Raw genomic sequence first — 20,598 nt, forward strand, 5'->3', positions numbered from 1 at the left:
CTTTGAGAGGGATCAGCCGTTGTAGTTGCCGATGCTGGGGCGACGGCTGGGGCCGCTCAGGTGGATATCCACCGGATTGAACGCCTTGATCGCCTCATAGCTGAAATCACCGATCGCCTGATGCAGGCTCTGGGGCGTGTGGTTGGTGATGATGATGACGCTCTTTGACAGGTTGCGACGGCGGCGCAGCAGGTGGCCGAGGAAGCTGGACTGGCTCTCCGCCATCTTGGCGCGGTTGGCCGATACCTCATCGATGATCAGCAGATCCACCTCTTCCAGCGCGCGGCGGTACTGGTTGCGCTCGTCCTGATCGGGGATGACGTTGAAAAACAGCCGATCGACGATGGAGGCCCACTGCTGGAAGATCACCGATTTCTGGTGACGGGCGATCAGCTCATGCGCTACCGCACCCGCCAGGGTTGACTTGCCGGTGCCGTAGTCACCGTAGATCAGCATGCAGCCGCCACCACTCTTCTCCCAGTGCTCGAAACCGCTGATAAAGTAACGGGCGGTTTCGATGGGATATTGCAGCGCCGGGTCACCGGCATCCATTTTGTCGAACACCCAGTCGGGGTTGAGGTCGGCCTGGGCGATCAGCTTCTGGATCCGCTCCTGACGGGCCGCCTTCTGCAGCTCGCGCACCTCGGCGTTGGCCTTGGCGTCGTACTCCTTGCGCAGGGTCTCGTAGTCATACTGGCCGCCGCCGGTCTCTTGCTGTAGGCGACGAATGCGCTCCAGCAGGCCACCCACATGGCGGCTCAATTCCGGGTCGTGAATACGGTGATCCTGCTTGGCTTTGGCGATCTTCTGGCGCTTGGCTTCGATCTCTTCCAGCTCCTGGCGCAGGGGATCTTGCGGGTCAGTCATGGAATGCTCCTTCTGCTCGATCAGGGATGGGTAGACAAGGGGTTGATTCTGCCTGCAGGCGGGGGCCGCTATCAATCATTATCCGGCTCCTGCTGCGCAGCGGGTTCTTGCGTCTGCTGTTGGGCCAGTCGCTTGGCCTCTTCAATCATCTGCTGTGCCCGTTTGCTGGGGCCCGACTCTGCCGGGGTAGGGGTCACCTGCTGGTAGCCCTGCACCTCCATCGGTTTGCGACGGGTATAGCGGCGGGTCTTGAGGGCGCGAATAAACTTGAGCATCCATTGATGCTGGGAGTCGAACACCTCGGGGCGCCCCAGCCAGTAGGCGATAAACTCCCCCAGATCCTCTTCGCTATAGCTGGCATCGATCACCCCGCACAGACGGGCGAGGGCGGGCAGCTCTTCGTCCGGACGCCATTGCAGATGCATCTGGAAGGGGCGCTCCGGCAGCGGGCTGCGCAATTTCTGGGTCAGCAGTGGCAATTGGAACGGGCACTGATGGTAGTGCTCACTCTCGGGCTGAGCCTCGACTTGCAGTAGGCCCGCCTCCATCAGTTCATCGAACAGCTCGGTGAGTTGGCGGGCATTGACCTGAAACGAAAAGCCGCAGGGATCACCCGGATCGACCACTGCCAGCGCCCGACCCAGCTCGGGATAGTTGAGCCTTGCCGCCTGATTTTCCAGCACCAGTCGGCGCAGCTGCAGGGTATAGAGACTACGAGCCGGATGGGACAATCTGGGGTGGGCAAGGGCGCTGTATTCGGCTGGGGTCATGGTCTTCTTCACGAGCTGGAGTGGGGGGCATTATCCCTTATGGCGCCCACTTGCACAATTCGGATGGCGGTCGCAGTCGCGGGGCCTCCCGAGTGAATAGAGCTACGCGGACAGATGGGCTTCTCTTGATGCCTTCGTATGATCGAGGTCTACTTTTGACGCAGGGTTTCCGCGCTGACCGCACTTTTGAGCTAGTCTTAATACCTAAATAACCAATTGACTAATAAGAGCTTTATCAAGATGTCAAAAGCCGGGCTACGGATCCTGGTGGTGGAGGACGAGGCCGTTTTTCGCCACTCGTTAGTAAGTTACCTCGCACGGGACGGGGCAACGGTGTTTCAGGCCGAAGATGGTATTGAGGGTCTGTCGGCCGCAGCTCTCTATCATCCCGATGTGGTGCTCTGCGATCTCAATATGCCCAATATGGATGGCCACGAGGTGATCGCCTGCCTCTCTGCACGCTATCCCCATATTCCGGTTATCGTCATTTCGGCCCAGAGCACCATGGAGGCCGTCGCCAGCGCCTTGCGTGCCGGTGCGCGGGACTATCTGCTCAAACCCCTCGAGGATTACGCGCTGGTCGAGCGCAGTATCGAGCAGTGTCTCAACGGCAGCGGCAACCGGGCGCAGCAACTGGAGCTGATGGATCACATCGACTATTTCAGTGCCCACGACAAGGCGGCCAGCCGTCTGCTGGCGGGGCTCAAGCCGCCGGGCTTGCAGGAGTGGGGCCCCTGGCAGGTCACGTTCAAGGGGCTGGGGCAGTTGTTTATTCCAGATACCTTCAAGGTGGAAGACAAGCTGCTGGTGCTGGTGATGGAGCTGCCGATCATGGGGACGGATGCGGCATTTTGTGGGGCACTGGTGCGATCCTTGATGAATGTCCCCTACCGCCAGTTTCAGCAGAACGAGAGCCGGTTGCTGAGCCAGCCGCACCGGTTGCTCGACTACCTCAACCATCAGTTGATGGCATCCGGGCTTCGCCACTCCTTTGCCATGGCGGCGCTGCTGTTTGATCAGCATGATGGGCTGGTGTTTGCCAATGCAGGGCTCACCTCTCCCCACTGGCTGATGCGCTCCGGCGGCCTACCCCTTGGTCTGATGCGCAGCAGCCACTACGCCCTGCACAAACGCAGCTGGCATGAACCGTTCGCTCTGCAGTTTCGCAGCGACAGCGGCGGCGCGCTGGATGTGCAGGTTCGTCATCACTGATGCCGCCTGATAAACAGGCCAAAACAAATAGGGCGCCCATCGGCGCCCTTTTTGTTGTTTACAATCCTGACCGTTTAGACGGTGGCGGATTGCAGTTTCTTCTCTTGAGCTTGCGGCTCTTTGGCCGGGCCTTCGGCACCGTGCATCCAGTAGACCAGGCGGTTGGCCATGGTCAGCAGGATCAGTGCGCTAAGTACTGCAGCCAGGGCGATGCCACCGAAGATGGCGATCGGGCCGGCTTCACCCACGAAGGAGCCGATAAAGCCCGCAGCGTAGTTGGCCAGGGCAACGAAGCCAAACCAGGCACCCATCATCAGGGAAGCCAGACGCAGCGGAGCCAGTTTGGTCACCATGGAGAGGCCGATCGGGGAGAGGCAGAGCTCGCCCAGGGTGTGGAACAGGTATGCGCCAACCAGCCAGAACATGGAGGTCTTGACGGTGTTGTCACCACCTTGCTGCAGCACGGCACCAACCATGAACAGGAAGCCGATAGCCAGGAACAGCAGACCCATGGCGAATTTCACCGGAGAGTTCGGCTCTTTCTTGCCGAGCTTGATCCAGATGGCCGCAACGACCGGTGCCAAGGTGATGATGAAGAAGGGGTTCAGGGACTGGAACCAGGCGGTCGGCACTTCGAAGCTGCCGATCATGCGGTCGGTATACTCCTGGGTGTAGAGGTTCATCAGACCACCGGCCTGCTCGAAACCGGCCCAGAAGATGATGGTGAACAGACCCAGTACCAGAATAACCTTGATGCGATCCACTTCCTGCTTGGTCAGCGGTGCTTTCTGCTCGGTAGTACGCAGGGCGGCTGCGCGCTGTGCGGCAGTGACGCGACCGATGTCACCCAGGAAACGCTGGGCCATGGTGGCCTGGATCACCAGAGAGAGCAGCATACCGATACCGGCGCCGACGAAGGCAGCTTGCCAGCCGTAGGCGGTGGCAGCAGCACCACAGATCACGCCTGCCAGCAGGGAACCCAGGTTGATACCCATGTAGAAGATGGTGAAAGCACCATCACGGCGATGATCGCCCTCTTCATAGAGGTCACCCACCATGGTGGAGATGTTCGGTTTGAACAGGCCGTTACCCACGATCAGCAACGCGAGGCCCGCGTAGAACATGGTGTTGACCATATCCGGGAACATGGCGTGGGGCAGTGCCAGAGTGAACTGACCTGCGGCCATCAGCACGGCACCGATCAGGATGGCGCGACGTTGACCCAGGAAGGTGTCAGCCAGCCAGCCGCCGATCAGCGGAGTGATATAAACCAGACCGGTATAGATACCGTAGAGTTTGAGGGCATCTGCCTGACTCCAGCCCAGACCGCCGTTGGCAGTCAGGTCGGTCAGATAGAGCACCAGCACGGCACGCATGCCGTAATAGGAGAATCTCTCCCACAGTTCGGTACTAAAGAGCAAAAAAAGCCCTTTAGGGTGACCTAAAAAGGTCCCTTTTGACGGGTTATTCATTGGAACTTCCACCTGTGTCTTATATTTTTTTGAGTTTTTTATGCAAGGGCGAGAAACACGCCTCAATCCTTATAGAGCATGTGTGAATAAATTACAACATTATGATTTGCTGAGAGTTTATTTACTCTTGATTGATTTTTTGTTGCAAAAATGAAAAGGAGCATCATTTGATGCCCCTTGAATACGTCTATAAAAAACAGATTTATCAGCGATTACAACTGCTTGACGAACTGCTTCAGCCAGCCGATGAATTCACCATTCAGCTCGTGATGGCGCACACCATATTCCACATTGGCTTTCATGTAACCGAGCTTGCTGCCGCAGTCGTGGCTCTTGCCCTTCATGAAGTAGGCGTTGACCTGCTCCTGCTCCATCAGCATGGCGATGGCGTCCGTCAGCTGGATCTCGTCACCGGCACCGGCCGGGGTTTTCTCCAGCAGCGGCCAGATATTGGAGGAGAGGACGTAACGACCCACCACCGCCAGATTGGAGGGGGCTTCGTCACGGGACGGCTTCTCGACAATGGCCTGCATAGGCAGGGACATCCCCTCGCTCAGGGCCTCGCCCTTGATATCGGCGATGCCGTACTTGTCCACTTCGCTCTCGGGAACCGCTTCCACCATGATCTGGCTGATCTGGTTCTCTTCGAACATGTGTACCATCTCGGCCAAGTTGTCTTTTTTCGGGTCGCTGGCCACTTCATCAATCAGTACATCCGGCAGCAGCACGGCGAAGGGGTTGTCACCGATCAGCGGGCGGGCGCACAACACAGCGTGGCCCAAACCTTTGGCCTCACCCTGACGGACGTGCATGATAGTGACGTCTTTCGGGCAGATCTGTTGCACCTCTTCCAGCAGCTGACGCTTGACTCGCTTCTCGAGGGTCGCTTCCAGTTCGAAACTCTTGTCGAAGTGGTTTTCGATGGAGTTTTTACTGGAGTGGGTGACCAGCACGATCTCTTTGATACCGGCGGCGATGGCTTCGCGCACTACGTACTGGATCAGCGGTTTGTCGACCACCGGCAACATCTCTTTCGGGATGGCCTTGGTGGCTGGCAGCATACGGGTACCCAGACCGGCTACCGGGAGCACGGCCTTACGAACAACAAGAGGAGTCTTTTTCATGGAAAACTATCCAGCGGGATTAAAGTGCGGCAATCATACCCCAAGAAAAATGGGGCAGCCACAGGCTGCCCCATTTGCAACTGATCCATTCGACTTTATTTGACTATTATCATGTCCCTGTTGGCTTCCAGCGTGGCCGGGCCAATGCCATTGACATCCGCCAGCTGATCGACCGAGGTGAACTTTCCCTGTTTTTCCCGATAGTCGACGATGGCTTGTGCCTTCTTGTCACCAATCCCTTTCAGGCTGGTGAGTTCGGCAAGGGTGGCGGTATTGATATTCAGCTTGCCGGACTCCTTGGCAACCGCGGTCGTGGTTGTTTGCTTGGGCGCTGCCTTATCTACGGCCAGCACAGGTTGGCTGAACAGGGGCAAGCAGGCCAGCAGCATGACAGCAGAGAGCTTCTTCATCAGCATTTCCATTCCTCCATGATGTGGATATTGCCGAGTGGCACATTGATGAATAGCGTATCGAACGGGTCTTTTTCACTGTTATTTCTAACAGGTCAAATCCTCATGCCGATGGCGAAATATTTGCTATAAGCGCTTCGCTATGAATGCCTTCATATATCCAACCTTATGATCTTGAATCTATTTTAGATACATCTTTAAGGTGGCGGGCACTCTTTCCCGCGGCGCTACGCTCGAGACATTTCTGGCACATCACATGGCATTATTCTGTGCAACACTGCGCTGATGGCATGTTTCACTGGTCTTCAAAAGAGAACTAAGAAAAAAGGCTGCTCACCTGGGGTGAGCAGCCTTTGTGATCGGTTTTTTCAGGCTAGAGCTGATTAAGCTTGTTCGTCAGCCTGGGCAGCCTGGATACCGGTCAGGGCGATGGTGTAGACGATGTCGTCAACCAGGGCACCACGGGAGAGGTCGTTGACCGGCTTGCGCATGCCTTGCAGCATCGGGCCGATGGAGACCAGGTCAGCGGAACGCTGCACCGCCTTGTAGGTGGTGTTACCTGTGTTCAGATCCGGGAACACGAACACGGTGGCTTTACCGGCAACCGGTGAGTTCGGTGCCTTGGACTTGGCCACGTTCTCCATGATGGCCGCGTCGTACTGCAGGGGGCCGTCGATGATGAGGTCGGGGCGCTTCGCCTTGGCCAGCTCGGTCGCTTCACGCACTTTCTCTACATCGGCACCGGCGCCAGAGGTACCGGTGGAGTAGGAGATCATGGCGACGCGCGGCTCGATGCCGAAAGCGGCAGCGGAGTCAGCGGACTGGATGGCGATCTCGGCCAGTTGCTCGGCAGTCGGATCCGGGTTGATCGCACAGTCACCGTAGACCAGCACCTGGTCAGGCAGCAGCATGAAGAAGATGGAGGAGATCAGGGAAGAGCCCGGAGCGGTCTTGATGATCTGCATCGGCGGACGGATGGTGTTGGCAGTGGTGTGCACCGCGCCGGATACCAGGCCGTCAACTTCATTGCGCTCCAGCATCATGGTACCCAGTACCACGTTGTCTTCCAGCTGCTCGCGGGCAACCACTTCGGTCATGCCCTTGTTCTTGCGCAGCTCGACCAGACGCGGCACATAGCGCTCGCGTACAACGGCCGGATCGATGATCTCGACGCGATCGGTCAGAACTACACCCTGCTGTTCGGCAACTCGACGGATCTCTTCCGGGTTACCCAGCAGCACCGGACGGGCAATGCCACGCTCGGCACAGATGGCGGCAGCCTTGATGGTGCGCGGCTCGTCGCCTTCCGGCAGCACGACACGCTTGTTGGCCTGACGGGCCAGCTCGGTCAGCTGATAACGGAATGCCGGCGGGCTCAGACGACGGGAACGGGTAGAACTGACAGTCAGCGACTCGATCCAGTGCTTGTCGATGTGGCCAGCGACGTAGTCCTGTACCAGCTCGATACGCTCGCGGTCATCTTCCGGAATATCGACGTTGAAGTTCTGCAGGCTGACGGCGGTCTGCCAGGTGTTGGTACCGGTCATCATGATCGGCAGGCCGGTGGCCATGGCCTGTTGGCACAGCGCCATGACCTGCGGCTCCGGATGATAGTTACCGGTCAGCAGCAGGGCGCCCAGCTTGACGCCGTTCATGGCGGAGAGGCAGGCAGAGACGATAACGTCGGAGCGGTCGCCGGAGGTCACCAGCAGGCTGCCCGGACGGAAGTGCTCAACCATGTTGTGGATGGAGCGGGCACAGAAGGTCACGGTCTGCAGGCGGCGGCTGTCCAGCTCACCCTTGTGCAGGATCTTGGCAGCCAGATGCTTGGCGAGATCCTTGGCGCGCGGGGCGATCAGCTGGGTGTTCCAGGGGATGCAACCCAGGATGCGCAGCGGGCTCTTGCCAAACACTTGCAGCACTTCCAGGTTGTGGGCAGCGTCAGAAGCGTGGTGATGGGCTTCGAACATCTCGGTCAGGTCAGGGCGGGTTACGCCATGCTCGTCAACCGGTGCGCCAACCTTGTTGATTACGCAACCAACGATACGGGGGTTGTTGACACCACCGAAGTTGGAGCAGGCCAGCTCAATGCGCTCTTTCAGCTTCTGGCTGGAGTCATGGCCCGGGTGGGTCACGAATACCATGTCAGCATCCAGCGCCTTGGCGACGTCGTAGTTCAGCTTGTTGGCAAAGGGCTGCTTGTCGGTCGGCACCATACCTTCGACAACCAGCACTTCGGCACCACTGGATTTCACGTGCTCTTCGAAGCGGGCAACGATCTCTTCCAGCAGGATGTCGGTGTTGCTGGAGCTGATCATGTTCTCGGCGTAGGAGAGGGTGAACGGCTCGGGCGGGTTGATGTTGGCAGCAGCGCGGATAACGGCGGTTGAGCGCTCGGCACCGGTTTCACCCGGACGCGGCTGGGCAACCGGTTTGAAGAAGCTGACATTGACACCGTGACGCTCCATGGCGCGAACAACGCCCAGACTCACGGAAGTTACGCCGACACCAGTGCCGACCGGGATAAGCATAATAGTGCGTGCCACTTTATACCCCTTGTTCATTTTTTGGGATCAGGAAAAGGCCGCCCTGGTGGGCGGCCTCGAGTTACTGCGTCAATTAAGCGCCGACCAGTTCCAGCGCGTCGTGGGCGATAACCCACTCTTCGTTGGTCGGGATTACCAGAGCCTTGGTAGAACCAGCCTTGGTGATCTCGCCACCCTTGCCGAAACGAGCCTTCAGGTTGGCGTCGTGATCGACGTCAAAGCCCAGCAGACCCAGCTTGTTCAGGGTGATTTCACGGATCGGGGCGGAGTTTTCACCGATACCACCGGTGAAAACAACGGCGTCCAGACGACCGTCCATGGCGGCAGCGTAGGCGCCGATGTACTTGGCCAGGCGATAGCAGTAAACGTCCATAGCACGCTTGGCTTCTTCTTTGCTGTCGTAGTTGTCTTCAACAAAACGGCAGTCGGAGGTCACTTCGGTCAGACCCTGCAGGCCGGACTCTTTGGTCAGCATGGTGTTGATATCGGCCACGCTCATGCCCAGCTTGTCGTGCAGGAAGAAGATGATGGCCGGGTCCAGATCGCCGGAGCGGGTACCCATCACCAGACCTTCCAGCGGGGTCAGACCCATGGAGGTATCAACGGATTTGCCGTTCTTGATGGCGCAGACGGAACCGCCATTGCCCAGGTGGCAGTTGATGATGTTCAGCTCTTCAACCGGCTTGTTCAGCTGCTTGGCAGCTTCCAGGCTGATGTAGTAGTGGCTGGTGCCGTGGGCGCCGTAGCGACGGATGCCGTTCTCTTTGTAGAGCTTGTACGGCAGGGCGTACAGGAAGGCTTCTTCCGGCATGGTCTGGTGGAACGCGGTATCGAATACGGCCACGTTCTTGTCAGCCAGCGCTGGGAATACGCGGCGAGCTTCACGGATACCGATCAGGTGAGCCGGGTTGTGCAGCGGTGCGTACGGAACGGCGGCTTCGATGCCGGCGATCACGTCTTCACAGATGACAACGGAAGAGGTGAAGCGCTCGCCGCCGTGAACAACACGGTGACCGATGGCGATCAGGTTCTTGGACAGTTCCGGATTGAGCGGCAGGATCTTGTTGACGATGAAGTCCAGCGCTTCCTGGTGAGCGGCACCCGCGCCCAGATCGGCACTGCCTTTCTCGCCATTCAGTTTCCACTTGATGCGGGCATCGTCGAGGTTGAAGCACTCGGCCAGGCCGGACAGCAGGTCATCACCGGTGGTTGCGTCAATGACGGCAAACTTCAGGGAAGAGCTGCCACAGTTAAGAACAAGAACCAGCTTACTCATGAATAAATCCTATCGCAGATTGGGTTGTGTAGGCGGATGCGTTGGACGCGGTGCGGCCAAAAACTTTCAACTTATCCTTATGAGGGTTGGCAATCTGTTGCTTGCCCCTTGTATAGTGATACAAGACCCGAAATCCAGACGTCCCTGACAGGTCAATAGCAAGAAGCTTTTGACGCAAAAATGGGCGTACAAAGGATAACCCGATTGTTGAAAAATAACAAAGTCATCCTCAACCTTTGTTACTTTGCATCAAATTTTGTCGAGGTTTTGCCGTTAGTACGTTCAAAAAGCGCTCGGAGGTAGTATGAGCATGAACATTTTTGGAACTAAGTTACAGCAAGGCCGCCATTATATGACGCTTTGGCCGCGCCGTCCCGAGCTCAATTCGATGTTTCCTGAAAATCGGGTGATCAAGGCGACCGAATTCGCTCTCAAGGTGATTCCGGCGCTGGCGGTGCTGAGCGTGATGCTGCAGTTCCAGTTTGGCGAGCAGCACTACTGGCCTTCAGTCATCACTTCCGTGCTGTTTCTGCTCAGTCTTCCGCTGCAGGGTTACTACTGGCTCGGCCAGCGTGCCGACACCCGTTTGCCACCTTCGCTGGCGAGCTGGTATCGGGAGATCAACGGCAAGATGAACGAGCAGGGTGGCCGCCGTCAGCTGGTGTCTCAGCCACGCTATGAAGAGCTGGCCGATACCCTCAAGGCCGCATTCCAGCAGCTCGATAAATCCTTTCTCTACGAATAACCCGTTTCAGATGCAAAAAGGCGCCAGTGGCGCCTTTTTTGTTGCGATTGGTGTGCGGATCAGGCTGCCAGTACCTTGCGGATCTCCTGGATGGAGAGCTTGTACTGACGAGGGCACTGACGCCATACAGTCAGCATCCGCTGGTATTTGTCGCGCATGGCGATGTCGCTGGAGAGCTCGTTGCACGGGCACTTGAGCTCGGGGAAGCGCTTGTCAACCTCCAGCAGGAAGCAGACGTAGTCAGCCAGTTCACGCTCCTGGCTGCGGCTGTAGCCGTTGAACTCCAGCCGACTGGCATTGATCTCGCCCTGATCGGCGGCATCCAGATTACCCCATGAGATGGCCAGTGCGTGGTGCAGCTCAAGGGTGTCGATCACCTCCTGGCAGGTCGCCAGATCCAGATGGCCGAAGCTCTTCTCCAGCTCGAGGATCTGCAGGCAGTAGCCGCGCTCGATGATGGTGCTGGCGCGCTGGTAGACGTCCGCTTTCTCCGGATTGAGTTTCGCCAGAATTTCGTACTGGTTGCTCAGGATCAAACGTTCAGTGTTGCTCATGTTCATGGGATATCTCGCTGGAAGATGATTCTGGGGTCACGTTAACCCATATATAAAATGAATTTTTTGATCTGGGCGGGGGAGTTGGTGAGAAAAATCCGTTGGCAAGGGGCGGCTGACCAGACAAAAAAGGCCTGCATGGCAGGCCTTTCAATGACGCAGGGGAGGGTTACCCCTTGAGGAAATCCAGTACCACCTGATGGTGATCGCTGGTTTTGAACTTGTCGAAGTGGTGGGCAATCTTGCCCTCTTCGTCGATCAGGAAGCTCTGACGGTGAATGCCGTCATACTCTTTGCCCATGAACTTCTTCGGGCCCCAGACGCCAAAGGCATCCGCGACGGCGTGGTCTTCATCAGCCAGCAGGGTGAAGTTGAGCTGGTCCCTCTCTTCAAACTTTTTCAGCCGTTTGGCCGGATCCGGGCTGATGCCAAGCACCACCACATTGAGGGCGGCCAGCTCGGCGTTCACATCGCGCAGGCTGCAGGCCTGGGTGGTGCAGCCGGGGGTCATCGCCTTGGGGTAGAAATAGACCAGCACCTTCTTGCCGCGCAGGCCAGCGAGGCTGACCTGATTGCCATTCTGGTCGGGCAGGGAGAAATCGGGGGCGGGGCTGCCAGCTTGTAGTGGTTGCATGGGGTCTCCTCGGGTAAAACGCCCTCAGGCGTGTTTGCGATTGACGATAAACTCGAACGATTCGGCACCCAGTTGACGACAGAATTCGGCGAAGGCGGTTTGCGAACCTTCCACTTCACCCTCTCTGGCCAGATTGAGCTGAAAACTGATCTTCAGCAGGTTGAACGGCTGCTGCTCCAGGGTCATGGATTGCATCGCCTGAATGTTCCAGCCATGTTCGCTGAAGAACTGGGTGCACTGGCTTACGATGCCGGGCTCGTCGCGGATCAACAGGTCGGCACTGGCGCGGACGTCATACTGCAGGGACTGGTGGCGTTCGGTGCGTTTCATCATGGTGATGAGATCCCACTCCTGGCTACGCAGGGGCAGGCTGATTTCGAGTTGCATCATGCTGTTCCAGTCGCCCGAGAGCAGCATGATAAAGGTAAATTCATTGCCGAAGATGCCAAGGCGGCTGTCCACAATGTTGCAACCACAGCCACTGACGTGGCGGGTCACTTCATTGACGATGCCAGGCCTGTCCGTGCCGATGGCCGTTACGACCAGGTAGTGAGTCATAAATCTTCTCTCGTCCGTTATTTCGTTGCGAAAGCCGCGCTGGCAAGCCAACCCTCCGGCCCTGATGACCACTCCCTGAGGGGCGCTGCCGACTTTCGTCCATTGCTTTTTGTTCCGGATGGTATCACGGCTTGCCCCCTCTCTCCCTTGTTTTTCAAAGGGGTCAGCTTTACCATTACGCCCCTGAAAATCGGGAGAAAAGTCCATGTTACGCGGTAGTATTGTTGCGCTCGTTACCCCCATGCTGGCTTCAGGTGAAGTCGATTGGGCCAGTCTGGCCAAGCTGGTCGACTATCATGTCAGCGCCGGGACCAGCGCCATTGTTGCGGTGGGTACCACAGGGGAATCGGTGACCCTGAGCGAGCAGGAGCATATCGCCGTCGTTGAAAAGACCGTTGAGTATGCCGCCGGACGCATTCCCGTCATCGCCGGTTGCGGCTCCAACAATACCGCCCATGCCATTGAATTGGCAAAGCGACTGGCCAAAACCGGCGTGGTGGCGGGTCTCTCGGTGACTCCTTACTACAACAAGCCCACTCAGGAAGGTCTCTATCGCCACTATTGTGCGATCGCCGAGGCTAGTGGTCTGCCCCAAATTCTTTATAATGTGCCCGGTCGCACCTGTTGCGATCTCAAACCGGAGACAGTGGCCCGTCTGGCCAAGGTTCCCGGCATTATCGGTTTGAAAGAGGCAACCGGCGATTTGAGCCGCACCCCGCTGCTGCGCGAGCTGTGCGGGCCGGAGTTTGCTCTCTACAGTGGCGACGATGCCACTGGTTGTGATTTTATGCTGCAAGGTGGCGATGGCGTGATTTCGGTCACCACCAATATTGCAGCGGCCCAGATGGCCGACATGTGTCGTGCTGCGCTGGCCGGCGATGCCGGGCAGGCGCATGACATCAACAATCTCTTGATGCCGTTGCACAAGACTCTGTTCTGCGAACCGAGCCCCACCCCGGTGAAATGGGCCTGTGCCCAACTGGGGTTGATTGCAACAGCCACCTTGCGCCTGCCGCTGGTTGACCTCACTCCCGAGGGCGAACAGCTGATGGCGCGAGCACTGACCACAGCGGAGTTGATGGCGAGTGTTTAAATCTAATGGAAAGGGAAATAGAGCCCGTCTGGTGCTGAGCGTTGCGACTGTGGCCGTATTGGCCGGTTGCAGCACCCCCCAGGATCGCAAAATGGCCAACCGCGACTTCGGTTATGAAGATGCCCGCCTCGAGGGCCGCGCGTTCTTGATCCCCGCAGGATTGAGTGCCCCCACCTTCAACAGCCAGTACGACATCCCGCCGCTTCCCGAGAGCAGCCGTGAAGGTGCCCTCGGCGCCCAGGTCGATGTGCGCCCACCCGCTCAACTGCTGACCGTGGTACCGGGCAGTCAGGTGGTGCAGACCGCAACCGAACCGACCGTTGCCTTCTATGCCCTGAGCACCAGCCAGAGCGTGGAGCGCGATACCTGGTCGTTCCTGATGAACTTCCTGGCCAAATACAAGGTCACCACCGAGAAGCTGGATCAGCAGGATGGCGTATTGCAGACCGGCTGGTTTGACAACACGGTTGCCCTCGATGGCTGGGGTGAAGATGACGAAGACTTCAAAATCCGTCAGCGTTACCAGTTCACCGTGCGCAACGACGCCCAGCGCCACGCCGTCAATATGTCGGTCCGGGTGCTGGATCACGAAGAGACCATCGATGGCGAGACCAGCAACAAGCTGACCCCTGCCGATGCCCAGCGCTATGCTGCGCGAGTTCTGAACCAGTTCTCGCTCTATTACGACAGCCAGCTGAAAGCCCGCGAGCAGCACAAGTCCAACGATGGCATGGGTCTGCAACTGGGTCTGGACAACAACGAGCTGAGCGCCTGGATTGCCGAAGGCTCCTTTGATCAGGTGTGGCGTCGCCTCAACCAGGTACTGCCTGCTTACGGTTTCACCATCAAGGATACCCAACAGTCTCTGGGCTGGATCGACGTCGAATACGAAGAGCCGGGCGCCGAGTTCTGGAAGGCGAAAGGGAGCGAGCCGTTCAAACTGGAGGAGGAGAAATACCGCTTCCAGCTTGGCGAAATGGCGGGAGGCAAGACCTCCATCACCCTGTTCGACAAGGACAAGAAGCCGGTATCGTCCGGGGTTATCTCCCAGATGTATATCAGCCTGTCCGAGGCGTTCGCCAAGGGGCTGGCCGATCAGGCAGCAGCAAAAGCAGAATAAATACAGGGGCCTTGTGCCCCTGTTTTGTTATCAAAATCCCCCTGAAAACGCGGGGATTTCGAGCAGTTTTCGATGATGCGAGCCCCCTTGCCAGCCCGTTGCAAACAGAGCGCGCAGGTGAGGAACTCGCGATGTTTACCCCCCCACAAACAGGAAGTGTTATTAGCCATGAGTCTTGCAGATCAAGTATTGGCGGTGAATGACGATTTGCCGATCCGTACCGATAAACCTGTCCATTCCGGCAAAGTGCGCAGCGTCTACTGGTTGACCCCCGAAGACAGTGCCCGGCTCATAAAAGAGAAAGGCTATGATGTGCCGGCCGATGCGCCCCTCGCCCTCATGGTGATCAGCGATCGCATCTCGGCCTTCGATTGCATCTGGCAAGGTGTGGATGGCCTGAACGGCGTGCCGGGCAAAGGGGCTGCGCTCAACGCCATCTCCAGCCACTGGTTCAAGCTGTTCAAGGAGAAGGGACTGGCCGACAGCCACATTCTGGATATTCCGCACCCCTTCGTCTGGATCGTGCAAAAAGCCCGTCCGGTGATGATCGAGGCGATTGCCCGCCAGTACATCACTGGCTCCATGTGGCGAGCCTACAAGGATGGCGAGCGCGAGTTTTGCGGCATCACCCTGCCGGAAGGGCTCAAAAAGGATCAGAAGCTGCCAGAGATCCTCATCACCCCTTCCACCAAGGGCGTGCTGAAAGGGCTGGATGGCGTGCCGGAAGCCGATGACGTCAACGTCTCCCGTGCCGATATCGAGCGCCACTACAAGGGCTTCAACTTCAGCAAGCCGGCCGATATCGACCGCTACGAAGTACTGCTCAAAGAGGGCTTTAACGTCATCAGCGACGCGCTGGCCGGGCTGGATCAGATCTTCGTCGATACCAAGTTCGAGTTTGGCTATGTCCACGATGCCGCCGGCAACGAAAAGCTGATCTACATGGACGAAGTGGGTACCCCCGACAGCTCCCGCATCTGGGATGGCGCCGCCCTGCGTGACGGCCAGATCGTCGAGAAGTCGAAAGAGGGTTTCCGTCAGTGGCTGCTCAACCACTTCCCGGATCCGGACATCCTGCTCAACAAGAACCGCATGCCGGAACGTTTCGCCCTGGCCCGCGACAACAAGCTGCCGACCGAAGTGATGATGGATATCTCCAACACCTACGTCGGGATCGCCGAGAAGATCATCGGCCACAAGCTGGCGCGTTCTGCCAATCCCAAGCAGGAGATCATCGAGGTGCTGCGCGATCAGTACGGTCTGATCGACTAAGGGTTGCTCTCTTTTTTGTCGACCAGAAACAAACGTTTGCTGTTGGCGACGTAGATAGGCCGATAAACAGACGGGCCCCATTGCGGGGCCCGTTTTTATTGCTGGTCTGGCGGCAAGCGAGCTGCGCTCAGCCGTTCACTCTGAACACCTGACCGGTCTGGATGCCCAACACCGACTTCTTGTAAGCCTGCGCTACCTTGGCGGCAGGCACCGGCACGAACCCCGGGAAGAAGTCAGCGTATTTGTCCATCGACTCCGCCAGCACGGTGGGGCTCACCACGTTGATGCGAAGGCCTCTGGGCAGCTCGCAGGCGGCCGCTTTCACAAAGTGATCGATGGCGCCGTTGACTGTGCTGGCGCTCACGCCCCAGTTGATCGGCTCTTCGCTCAGGATGCCGCTGATCAGGGTGATGGAACCTTTGTCGCTCAGGTGGGGGATAGCGGCACGGGTCAGGTTGATCTGGCCCATCAGCTTGCTCTGAAGCCCCACCTGCCACTGCTCGTCGGTCATCTCGGTCAGGCCGTTGAAGGCCACGCTGCCGCTGGCGACGACCAGCGCATCGAACTGCCCCAGCTTGGCAAACAGCGCCTTGATGGAGGCGGGATCGCGCATGTCGACCGTGGCATCGCCACAGCTGTGGCCTACCCGGATCACCTGATGATCTTTGGCAAGCAGTTCACTGACCGCGGAGCCGACGGTGCCGGAGGCACCCACAATCACAATTTTCATCTGCATCACTCCTGGTTGGGATGTGTCGATTCTAGCGCAACAGAAAATGCGAAAAAGCGCGTAAAATAAACCCATTGTTTCCATATTGGAGCTAATGATGGATATCGCCCATCTGGCCAGCTTTTATGAAGTGGTGCTGCGAGGCAGCTTTTCTGTCGCTGCCGATTCGCTGGGGGTCAGCAAGGGGATGCTGAGCCGCCATGTCAGCGCGCTGGAGTCCTCCCTCAATGCGCAATTGCTGCAGCGCACCACCCGCCGCCTCAGCCTGACCGAGGCGGGCAAGACCCTCTATCAGCAGGCGGGGGAGATCTTCGCGCTGGCACGGCAGGCGGAGCAGGATATTCAGGCGCTGACCGAAGAGGATGGCGGCCGGCTGCGCTTTACCTGCCCGGTCAGCACCGGCGATCGCATGGTAAGCGAGCTGCTGACCAGCTTTGCCGCGCTCTGCCCGGGGGTTGAGGTGGAACTCAACTTCACCAACCAGATGGTCGACATGAGTCAGGGGGAGAATGACATCGCCCTGCGCGCCATGAACGAGGTGCCGGACAATCTGGTGGCCCTGCCGCTCGGTCGGCTCAAGGATGTAGTGGTCGCCAGCCCCGAGTTGTTAGCGCGCGAGGGGCATCCTGCCACTCCCTATGAGCTGAGCGGGCGCAACTGCCTGTTGCAGGGGCACAATCCGGCCTGGGAGCAGTGGCACTTCATCCGTGAGGGGGAAGAGGCCCACATTCTGGTGCAGGGCAAGGTGCGGGCCAACCACTACAGCACAGTGCTGCAACTGGCGCGCGCCGGTATGGGCTATGCCAAGTGCCCGCTGATGCTGGTGGAATCGCTGCTGACGGCAGGAGCGCTGGTGACTGTGCTCGACGAGTGGCAGAGCGGCCTGCATCAGCTTCATGTGCTGCATGCCCAGCAGCGGCGGGTGCCGCGCAAGATCCGGCTGTTCAAGCAGGTGCTGGCCCAGTGGTTTGCCGAGCGGCCCCGCTACCTGCTCTGAGCGGCGTTATTTTTCTGTCATCTTCGGCTGCTACCCTGCGCCCATCATCGGCATCAGGAAGATCAGCGAGAATGAAGAGCAATAAGAGCAATAGAGGGTTGACCGGGTTTGTGCTGCTCTGTGCAGTCTTGGGGGCGGGCAGTGCGCAGGCTGCGGTGGAAGTGAAGGTGCCGGAGAATTTTCGCATCCTCGCAGTGAGCAGCGGCACCCTGCAGGATGAGCAGCATGCCACCCTGGCGGATGGCGAGCAGCAACTGCTGGTGCGCTTCGAAGGGGTGATCCCCAGTCGCAGCAGCAGCGAGAATGATCGGCAGGTACGCTCCGAGCCGCAGGTGGTGCGCTATCAGGGCAGCAATCAGCATTTGCAGCTGACGGCCAGCGTACCGGGAGACGAGCGGGGGATGCAGGCCTATGCCAAGGCTCCGGTGGTGGCATTGCAGGAGAATGGCCGTGCGCTTGCCATCCAGCAGGACGCGCTGGTGACCAGCGGCATGCTGCTCGGGGTGGATTGGAACGGCAAACTGGCTGAATACAACCGCAGCGGTGGCAAGGCGGCGCTGACGGCAGACGCTGTTGCTACGCAGCCAACGGCCACGCTTGCCGGTGGGGCGCAACCCGTTGTGGCAGCCAGCGAGCTGGAAGGGCAGTTGCAGCAGTTGTTCCTCCAGGCCGATCCGGCGCTGCGCAAGCGCTTTATCGGTTGGGCCGTGCCGCAGCTTTAAGTTTTCCGCCCGTTGCAGTAACGTGGACACTCCTTTTCAGGCGCTCCGTTCATCGTACTCAACGAGGTTTTCATGTTTGAATTGCATTCACGCCTGCAGGCAGATACCCGGTTGCTCGGGGATCTGCCTCTCTGCCGTGTCCTGCTGGCCAAAGAGAGCCAGTATCCCTGGCTGATCCTGGTGCCACGAGTGGCCGATTTGCGGGAAATTCACCATCTGGCGCCGGAGCAGCAGCAACAGCTGATGCAGGAGTCCTGCGCCGTCGCCACCCTGATGGAACAGGCTCTCAGCCCGGACAAGATCAACATCGGGGCGCTGGGCAATCTGGTGCCGCAACTCCACCTTCACCATGTCGCCCGCTTTGCGACGGATCGCGCCTGGCCAGGCCCCATCTGGGGCGCTCATCCGGTCGTGCCTTATGAGCCACAAGTTTTGGCCCAGCAGGCCGATATATGGCGTGCCCGGCTCGCCAAGCTGAGCGGTTTCACCCCTGTGGCTGCTGATAACGGAGTCAACTGAGAGGCATGTCGCTATTTCAGTCTCCGGGCCGCGCCATCTGTTAGAGTTATGGTATAGATAAGCCCATTTTCGATGTTCAGGAAGGTCCCATGATAGTGACAAGATCCGATGACGATGCCGTATTGACCACAGAGGATGTGCTGCTCAGCCTGTGCAACTCGGTGACGGACGTTTTGAGTGCCGCGACCATGAGTCAGGTGCGGTTTTCCGGCATGGTGCAGCGGATCAGCAAGACCTGCCTCAAGCCGGATATCGGTTGTTTCGTGCTGTTCGATGGCGGTTTTTCCGGTCTGGTGGTAATCAACTTCTCCGCCGCCGCCGCCATGGAGCTGTACGAGAGCTACATGCTGAGCATGGGGCTCTCCAAGGAGGATCTCGCCATCTCCCACACCTCTGATGAGGTGAGCAACGTGATGGGCGAGCTGATGAACCAGATCGTCGGCAGCTTCACCGTCAAGGTGGGCCGGGATCTGCAGACCCACATCACCCAAAACCAGCCGAAGATGCTGGCCCTCAACAAGCAGGTGATGCTGAGCGTCGATACCAATCTCGACAGCCCGGAGTCCCGCCGCGTCACCTTCTTCACCGCCCGCAATAACATCTTCTATCTGGAGCTGGCGATGGACAAAACCGAGTTCATCCGCATCCACAATGAGGGAATGGAGCATGAAGAGCTGGATCCCGATGCGCTGATCGCCCAGGCCAAACAGGATGCCGCCAAGCCGGTTCAGGCTGCGGCCCCGGTCGCCAACGATCACGACGATCTACTCGACTCTCTGGGTATTTGAGTCAAACGCCGGATAGCAACAAGGCCACCTTCGGGTGGCCTTGTTGTATCGGTGCGAACAACAGTTGTTAGAAGTTGTAGAGCAGGCCGGTGTTGAACATCACGGATTCAGAATCGTAGAAGTTGATGTCGGAATCGGACTTGGCATAGCCAGCGGTAAAGGTTGCTGAGAGCGGCGCGATACCGAACAGGCGGTGCCAGAAGAAGGTACCGGTCAGGGCAAACTCGTCGGAGTCGGCGTTTTGGCCAAAGATCGGGTTGGCCTCATCATATTTGGTCTGGCCCAGATAGGCGTTGCTGACGAAAGACCACTGGGAAGCGCGCATGCCGTAGGTCAACTGCAGGCCGTTGCTCTTGTAGCTTTGGGCGCTGCCATCCAGATCGGCTTGACGGTAGATAAAGGCTGGCTCCAGCATCTGACCGGGTGCCAGCTGCCATTTGTAGGAGAGGTCGAGGGCGTGGATCTTGCCGTTGCGATCCAGTTTGGCTGCTGTATCGGCGCCGTACTGGCTGCCGCTGCGCTCCTCATCCACCTCGATGTTGCGGGTGGTCAGGCTACCATTGAAGTTGCTACCCCAGATGCTGTCCCAGGCGAAGCGAACCCCTTTTGACTTGATATCGGTCGACTGACGGTCGACACCCACCGCGAAGGGATCGCTCCATTGCTCGGTCGGCATGGCATTAAAGACCACGGAGCCAGCTACGATGCCCTTGTCGCTCATCTCCTGACGGATACCGAGCTGCTGGGTGAAGTCGAAACGGATGGCATCCTGGATCAGGTTACCGAGGAAGACCTGGGTGCGGGTATCGGCAAAGGTGTAGCGGATATCGGCGTTGAGCAGCGGGGCAACGGCGGAGCTGCTCTCGGCACTGCCCAGTCCGCTCAGGCGGCGGTTTTCATCATCACCACTATAAAAATTCGATTCGTAATTGATGACACTGACCCCGCCAAGCAGGAAACCGGACCAGCCAGACTCCTTGGGTATTTCACCCAAATCAGCATAAGCACTATTTGCGACCAGCAGGCCCAGGCCCAGCAAGGTGGTATTGCGCATCGAATAACTCCTAAATTAAATGGTGGTGAATTTTTTCGGCCGGTGAGTATAAAGAAAAAACCTTAATGGCAACTGACTCAATATTGCCAATTATCCTAACCCACTCATTTCATTCGGCGAATCGTTAATTAATTG

21 protein-coding genes are annotated in these 20,598 nt (G+C 58.2%); 9 read left to right on the forward strand and 12 right to left on the reverse strand.

Annotated features, from left to right (window positions below):
- Positions 1-12: 12 nt before the first annotated feature.
- Complete coding sequence (locus tag AB5Y82_RS01605; protein ID WP_005349200.1) at positions 13-867, reverse strand: DnaA/Hda family protein; 855 nt, start codon at positions 865-867, stop codon at positions 13-15.
- 71 nt (positions 868-938) lie between these two features.
- Positions 939-1,637 (reverse strand): DnaT-like ssDNA-binding domain-containing protein, encoded by a 699-nt coding sequence (locus AB5Y82_RS01610; RefSeq protein ID WP_111900682.1) that lies wholly within the window; start codon positions 1,635-1,637, stop codon positions 939-941.
- Positions 1,638-1,877: 240 nt separating this feature from the next.
- On the opposite strand from AB5Y82_RS01610, the gene AB5Y82_RS01615 reads away from it, so the two are divergent.
- A complete protein-coding gene (locus tag AB5Y82_RS01615; protein ID WP_111900683.1) occupies positions 1,878-2,849 on the forward strand; it encodes a response regulator in 972 nt (323 codons plus the stop codon).
- A gap of 74 nt (positions 2,850-2,923) precedes the next feature.
- On the opposite strand, the gene AB5Y82_RS01620 is transcribed toward AB5Y82_RS01615, so the two are convergent.
- The 5 genes from AB5Y82_RS01620 to AB5Y82_RS01640 form a co-directional block, all read right to left on the reverse strand.
- Positions 2,924-4,321 (reverse strand): peptide MFS transporter, encoded by a 1,398-nt coding sequence (locus AB5Y82_RS01620; RefSeq protein ID WP_021231963.1) that lies wholly within the window; start codon positions 4,319-4,321, stop codon positions 2,924-2,926.
- A gap of 212 nt (positions 4,322-4,533) precedes the next feature.
- Entirely contained in the window at positions 4,534-5,445 is a 912-nt protein-coding gene (gene galU / locus AB5Y82_RS01625; RefSeq protein ID WP_368173567.1) for a UTP--glucose-1-phosphate uridylyltransferase GalU, read from the reverse strand.
- Positions 5,446-5,540: 95 nt separating this feature from the next.
- Positions 5,541-5,861 carry a ComEA family DNA-binding protein gene (locus AB5Y82_RS01630; RefSeq protein WP_111900685.1) on the reverse strand — a complete coding sequence of 107 codons (321 nt, stop codon included), beginning with the start codon at positions 5,859-5,861 and terminating at the stop codon, positions 5,541-5,543.
- Positions 5,862-6,238: 377 nt separating this feature from the next.
- Complete coding sequence (pta, locus tag AB5Y82_RS01635) at positions 6,239-8,419, reverse strand: phosphate acetyltransferase (RefSeq protein WP_005339119.1); 2,181 nt, start codon at positions 8,417-8,419, stop codon at positions 6,239-6,241.
- 55 nt (positions 8,420-8,474) lie between these two features.
- Positions 8,475-9,677 carry an acetate kinase gene (locus AB5Y82_RS01640; protein ID WP_005349210.1) on the reverse strand — a complete coding sequence of 401 codons (1,203 nt, stop codon included), beginning with the start codon at positions 9,675-9,677 and terminating at the stop codon, positions 8,475-8,477.
- Positions 9,678-9,981: 304 nt separating this feature from the next.
- On the opposite strand from AB5Y82_RS01640, the gene yfbV reads away from it, so the two are divergent.
- Positions 9,982-10,422, forward strand: coding sequence for a terminus macrodomain insulation protein YfbV (yfbV, locus tag AB5Y82_RS01645; RefSeq protein ID WP_043851809.1), 441 nt, complete (start codon positions 9,982-9,984; stop codon positions 10,420-10,422).
- 59 nt (positions 10,423-10,481) lie between these two features.
- Here yfbV and AB5Y82_RS01650 read toward each other — a convergent pair whose 3' ends face one another.
- From AB5Y82_RS01650 to AB5Y82_RS01660, 3 genes are all read right to left on the reverse strand, one after another.
- Entirely contained in the window at positions 10,482-10,982 is a 501-nt protein-coding gene (locus tag AB5Y82_RS01650) for a YfbU family protein (RefSeq protein ID WP_368173568.1), read from the reverse strand.
- Positions 10,983-11,145: 163 nt separating this feature from the next.
- The gene (gene bcp / locus AB5Y82_RS01655; protein WP_005358255.1) at positions 11,146-11,610 is read right to left on the reverse strand and encodes a thioredoxin-dependent thiol peroxidase; all 465 of its coding nucleotides are present in this window, start codon (positions 11,608-11,610) and stop codon (positions 11,146-11,148) included.
- A 24-nt stretch (positions 11,611-11,634) separates the two neighbouring features.
- Positions 11,635-12,168, reverse strand: a complete 534-nt coding sequence (locus tag AB5Y82_RS01660; RefSeq protein ID WP_005349229.1) for a glycine cleavage system protein R — start codon at positions 12,166-12,168, stop codon at positions 11,635-11,637.
- Positions 12,169-12,373: 205 nt separating this feature from the next.
- Between AB5Y82_RS01660 and dapA the strand changes: the two genes are divergently transcribed.
- The 3 genes from dapA to AB5Y82_RS01675 all read left to right on the forward strand — a co-directional run bounded on the left by dapA (position 12,374) and on the right by AB5Y82_RS01675 (position 15,653).
- Complete coding sequence (gene dapA, locus AB5Y82_RS01665; RefSeq protein ID WP_005349232.1) at positions 12,374-13,261, forward strand: 4-hydroxy-tetrahydrodipicolinate synthase; 888 nt, start codon at positions 12,374-12,376, stop codon at positions 13,259-13,261.
- Positions 13,254-14,381 (forward strand): outer membrane protein assembly factor BamC, encoded by a 1,128-nt coding sequence (bamC, locus tag AB5Y82_RS01670; RefSeq protein WP_042080542.1) that lies wholly within the window; start codon positions 13,254-13,256, stop codon positions 14,379-14,381. The genes dapA and bamC overlap by 8 nt, the downstream gene beginning before the upstream one ends.
- Before the next feature lie 168 nt (positions 14,382-14,549).
- Positions 14,550-15,653: a phosphoribosylaminoimidazolesuccinocarboxamide synthase gene (locus tag AB5Y82_RS01675; RefSeq protein ID WP_040065098.1), complete on the forward strand. Its 1,104-nt coding sequence runs from the start codon at positions 14,550-14,552 to the stop codon at positions 15,651-15,653.
- Between the two features lie 127 nt (positions 15,654-15,780).
- Here AB5Y82_RS01675 and AB5Y82_RS01680 read toward each other — a convergent pair whose 3' ends face one another.
- A complete protein-coding gene (locus AB5Y82_RS01680) occupies positions 15,781-16,383 on the reverse strand; it encodes a short chain dehydrogenase (protein ID WP_111900689.1) in 603 nt (200 codons plus the stop codon).
- Between the two features lie 97 nt (positions 16,384-16,480).
- Here AB5Y82_RS01680 and AB5Y82_RS01685 point away from each other — a divergent pair, with 97 nt between their 5' ends.
- The 4 genes from AB5Y82_RS01685 (at position 16,481) to AB5Y82_RS01700 (ending at position 19,409) form a co-directional block, all read left to right on the forward strand.
- Entirely contained in the window at positions 16,481-17,380 is a 900-nt protein-coding gene (locus AB5Y82_RS01685; RefSeq protein WP_111900690.1) for a LysR family transcriptional regulator, read from the forward strand.
- A 71-nt stretch (positions 17,381-17,451) separates the two neighbouring features.
- Positions 17,452-18,102 carry a DUF2057 domain-containing protein gene (locus tag AB5Y82_RS01690; protein WP_111900691.1) on the forward strand — a complete coding sequence of 217 codons (651 nt, stop codon included), beginning with the start codon at positions 17,452-17,454 and terminating at the stop codon, positions 18,100-18,102.
- 72 nt (positions 18,103-18,174) lie between these two features.
- Positions 18,175-18,621: an HIT domain-containing protein gene (locus AB5Y82_RS01695; protein ID WP_111900692.1), complete on the forward strand. Its 447-nt coding sequence runs from the start codon at positions 18,175-18,177 to the stop codon at positions 18,619-18,621.
- Between the two features lie 89 nt (positions 18,622-18,710).
- Entirely contained in the window at positions 18,711-19,409 is a 699-nt protein-coding gene (locus AB5Y82_RS01700) for a DUF3334 family protein (protein WP_021231953.1), read from the forward strand.
- A gap of 67 nt (positions 19,410-19,476) precedes the next feature.
- Here the strand turns inward: AB5Y82_RS01700 and AB5Y82_RS01705 are convergent, their stop codons facing one another.
- Complete coding sequence (locus AB5Y82_RS01705; protein WP_019446216.1) at positions 19,477-20,463, reverse strand: DUF2860 family protein; 987 nt, start codon at positions 20,461-20,463, stop codon at positions 19,477-19,479.
- Between the last annotated feature and the right edge of the window lie 135 nt (positions 20,464-20,598).

Origin of the sequence: Aeromonas sp. s13, from assembly GCF_040907905.1 — a bacterium.
GTDB classification, from domain to species: Bacteria; Pseudomonadota; Gammaproteobacteria; order Enterobacterales; family Aeromonadaceae; genus Aeromonas; species Aeromonas veronii.